This is a genomic window from Allobosea sp. 05T422_2 (assembly GCF_056396265.1).
On record NZ_JBFTLD010000425.1, the window covers coordinates 1 to 3,050 of the forward strand.

General features: G+C 62.6%; 3 protein-coding genes and 1 pseudogene. 3 read left to right on the forward strand and 1 reads right to left on the reverse strand.

What is annotated here, in order from left to right:
* Together AC1DJT_RS35475 and AC1DJT_RS35480 are read left to right on the forward strand one after the other, a co-directional pair.
* Positions 1 to 157: pseudogene (locus AC1DJT_RS35475) on the forward strand (IS481 family transposase); the annotation flags it as partial.
* Between the two features lie 101 nt (positions 158 to 258).
* Complete coding sequence (locus AC1DJT_RS35480) at positions 259 to 504, forward strand: hypothetical protein (RefSeq protein ID WP_476835934.1); 246 nt, start codon at positions 259 to 261, stop codon at positions 502 to 504.
* Positions 505 to 566: 62 nt separating this feature from the next.
* Here AC1DJT_RS35480 and AC1DJT_RS35485 read toward each other — a convergent pair whose 3' ends face one another.
* Positions 567 to 869 carry a DUF7696 family protein gene (locus AC1DJT_RS35485; RefSeq protein ID WP_476770392.1) on the reverse strand — a complete coding sequence of 101 codons (303 nt, stop codon included), beginning with the start codon at positions 867 to 869 and terminating at the stop codon, positions 567 to 569.
* A gap of 1,154 nt (positions 870 to 2,023) precedes the next feature.
* On the opposite strand from AC1DJT_RS35485, the gene AC1DJT_RS35490 reads away from it, so the two are divergent.
* Entirely contained in the window at positions 2,024 to 2,263 is a 240-nt protein-coding gene (locus AC1DJT_RS35490; protein ID WP_476835935.1) for a DUF982 domain-containing protein, read from the forward strand.
* Positions 2,264 to 3,050: the final 787 nt, after the last annotated feature.

The window sequence follows — 3,050 nt, forward strand, 5'->3', positions numbered from 1 at the left end:
TGGTCTTCGTTACCTCGTTACCGCCTACAACTTCGCCAAGCATCTCAAGGCGCTGCGATGGCGAACGCCCTATCAGGCCATCTGCGACGCCTGGATCAGTGACCCGTCACCCTTCAAAATCAATCCGCACCATCTCATCCCGAGACCGCACATCTAGGGGGATCCCTTCCCTCTCCTGGCATCGCCCTCAAGTACAATAGAGGATCCGATACCTTGGTGGGAGGATGGCCACTTCGAAACGCGCACGTGAAATGCGCCATGACGACGATCCAGAAACGTGGACTGACACGTCTTATGCTGCGGCTGCCTGGGTTGCGTGCGGGCTTCGAACAGACGTCTGATGAGATCTTTCTCGATCTCTGTGAGGCCTATGAGCTGGCGTGGATCGGACTCGATTTCTGGACCCGGTCGGAAGCGCCAGAACGCGCCGAGCGGATTATGGAATACGAGGAGTTGGCGGCCTCTTTGGAGTCGGAGGCGCTTATTAGAGGAAGGAAATCCTGAGACGCCGGCGCGCGGGCACGGCCTGGGGCCTCGCTGCTCCCGCCGGATCAGCGGGCCCACACTCAGCCCTTCATTTTGATGAGCCGCAGTCGCTCGATCTGAACTTTGAGCGCAGCAACCACGCCCTCGCCGCGAATGCCCCTGATGCCTTGGCTTTTGCGGTCCTCGGCGCCGGGGACGCCGTCGAGGATTTCGGCGCGCTTCGCCTCTGGGAGGGAGAGCAGATATTCGACCTCGCATTCGTGCCGCCACTCCCCGGAATCGGAGAGAACCTCTCGACCGAAGAGATGGGACCAGACGACGCGAGGTGAGGCACGGTGCATCTCCAGGGTTGCCCCCAGACTGGTCGATCGCAATGCGTTCATCGACGCAGGCACCGCATCCTGCCTGGACTCAACTCATGGAGCCGATCGCCGGTTCCGCGCCGACGAAACAATTTCGCTCGCGCCCGGAACCCGTAGAGGCCGCTGCGCGTTCTTGTATCAGCCCAAAAAGGGGTGAACCGGCCCGCTGTGTGAGGACGCGGCGGGCCCTTTTTTGGTTCCTCGTCGACGGAACAGCCGAGGGRCAGTTTGTTTCTCTGGCGTGCTGGCCACCACTCTCGCCCGCACGGCCTCGGGCCTCGCCGCTGCCATACGGCGGGGCCTCCGGCTGGCCAATTCATCCTTGCGTTCTTTTGATGGATTATAAACTGTGAGCATCGCGGGGGGATTGCGATGCCGTTCCGTTCCATCGTCGCCACGCCAGAGGAACTCGCTCGGATCGCCGAGGCTTTTGATGAAGCTTGGAGCGAGATTGCAGCAAGGGTCGACCCGCCCAGCGAGCCCGCCCAACGCGAGCGTCTGGCCTCAATCATTGCCGAGTTGTGGAGGGCGGACCCAAGCGTCGATTTGGCAGTACTCGCTGTCCAACGTTTCGATGAGACCGCGTCGAAAGGACCGGGAGAATCTTGAGCGAGTGAAATAGTAGTCGCCGCCAGGAACTGCGGGTTTCGACAGGGGTTCGCTACTGCGTGGTGGCGTTGTTCACATCCGGCGCCGTCACGGCCTGGGGAGCCCCGCCGCTATTCCCCCCGGAACGGCGGGGCGAACCTCGTGCGTGGTGTGGAGTATCAGTTGTGTGCGCGCGTCGTCTGCTGCGTGTTGGCCCTGGAGTCGAGACTGTCCGTGGTCCTGTCAGCAAGGCGCGTGATGCGCGTCGGAAGCTCCGCTTCGACCCCATGCCCGATCGGATTGAGCCCTGCCTGGCTCTCCTGGCTTCCAAGCCACCCGCCGGCGACGGTCATGACTGGACGAACCGGTTCCCGACGATCCCAGGTAAGGCAGTCTGGCATTAGGCGCGCATTTAGGGAGAAACTCCACCAATCTGCCCGTGTACGGATGGTGGTGAGCCATTCCTCGAGCGCTGCAACCAGCCTGATCAAGACGTCTGCTGAACACTTTGCCCGCCAGCTCCTCAGGGAACTGCCGGGCGCCTTTTTGCGTTCTGGCGATCAGGAAGACGGGAATGTGCCATGCCGATGCACTGGTTCAGCCCACCCGTTGTCGTTCAAGCCGACCGGCCCGGAGTGGGCTACTCTATCACCGACGTCGAGCAAGCCGCAGAGCTGTTGCTAGCCTGGAAAGCGATTGGAGCGGGGCCGAAGTGGCAAGACGCAGTGCGCGCCTGCACGGCAGTGCTGAATGGTGCCGGGACCGTTGATGAGGCGCGGGAGGCGTTCGAGGAGGCGGCGCGGGAGTGTGGCCGCCTTATCGGGTAGTCAGGCTGCGTTGCCGGGACTGGCTGCCCCACGGTTCCATGAGCCCTGACAAGTGGACGGCCGCGGAACTAAAGGCCTCGTCGGGCGTTCACGCTTAGTGGTGACGCCGCGATCAGATTCTCCGGGCGGCACCACCGGGTCGGAGCCCGCCTGCAATCCGAAGCTCTTTGCCCTTACAACTGGCCCGCAGCGGGACGAAACGCCGCGGGCTTTTTTGTTTCTTGTCCTGTCCTTAGGAACACGCTGGGCCACCGTCCGTTTTAGTGGCGTGAGGGCGTTGAGCGATTGACAACTCCACGGCCGCAACGCTCACAGCCCTGGGGCCCTGCCGTTGCGAAGCGGCGGGGCCTTCATATCGCTTCGGATCAGGCGGATGGGCAAAAGCCATGGCTCAAACACGTGGATTTATCACGCGTCGGAACGCACTCATCAGGTGGTGAAGATCGAGGGCCGCATCGCTGGCTGGCGGACCTCTTTTGCGTCCCGTATCGCGGAACGAATCTTGCGGGGGCCGCGTTCTCTGCGCTGGAGTGGCCGTTGTGTGCGCGCGTCGTATCCTGCGTACCGGGCCAGGCTTCTCCGCTCTAAAGAGCGGGGTCGTCAGCAGGCCGCCAGATCCGCGTCAGCCAAGCCTGCTCGAGGATCCAGAATGAGGTCGGCATCGCTGAACACAAGCCCGCCACGCGCATGGACAGATCCTGCCCCTCCTTCTCGAATTCCGAGGCAATAGGCCACCGGAGCCCGTCTGGCGGTAGTTGATGCATTTGTGCGGCGTCAGATCGTGCGG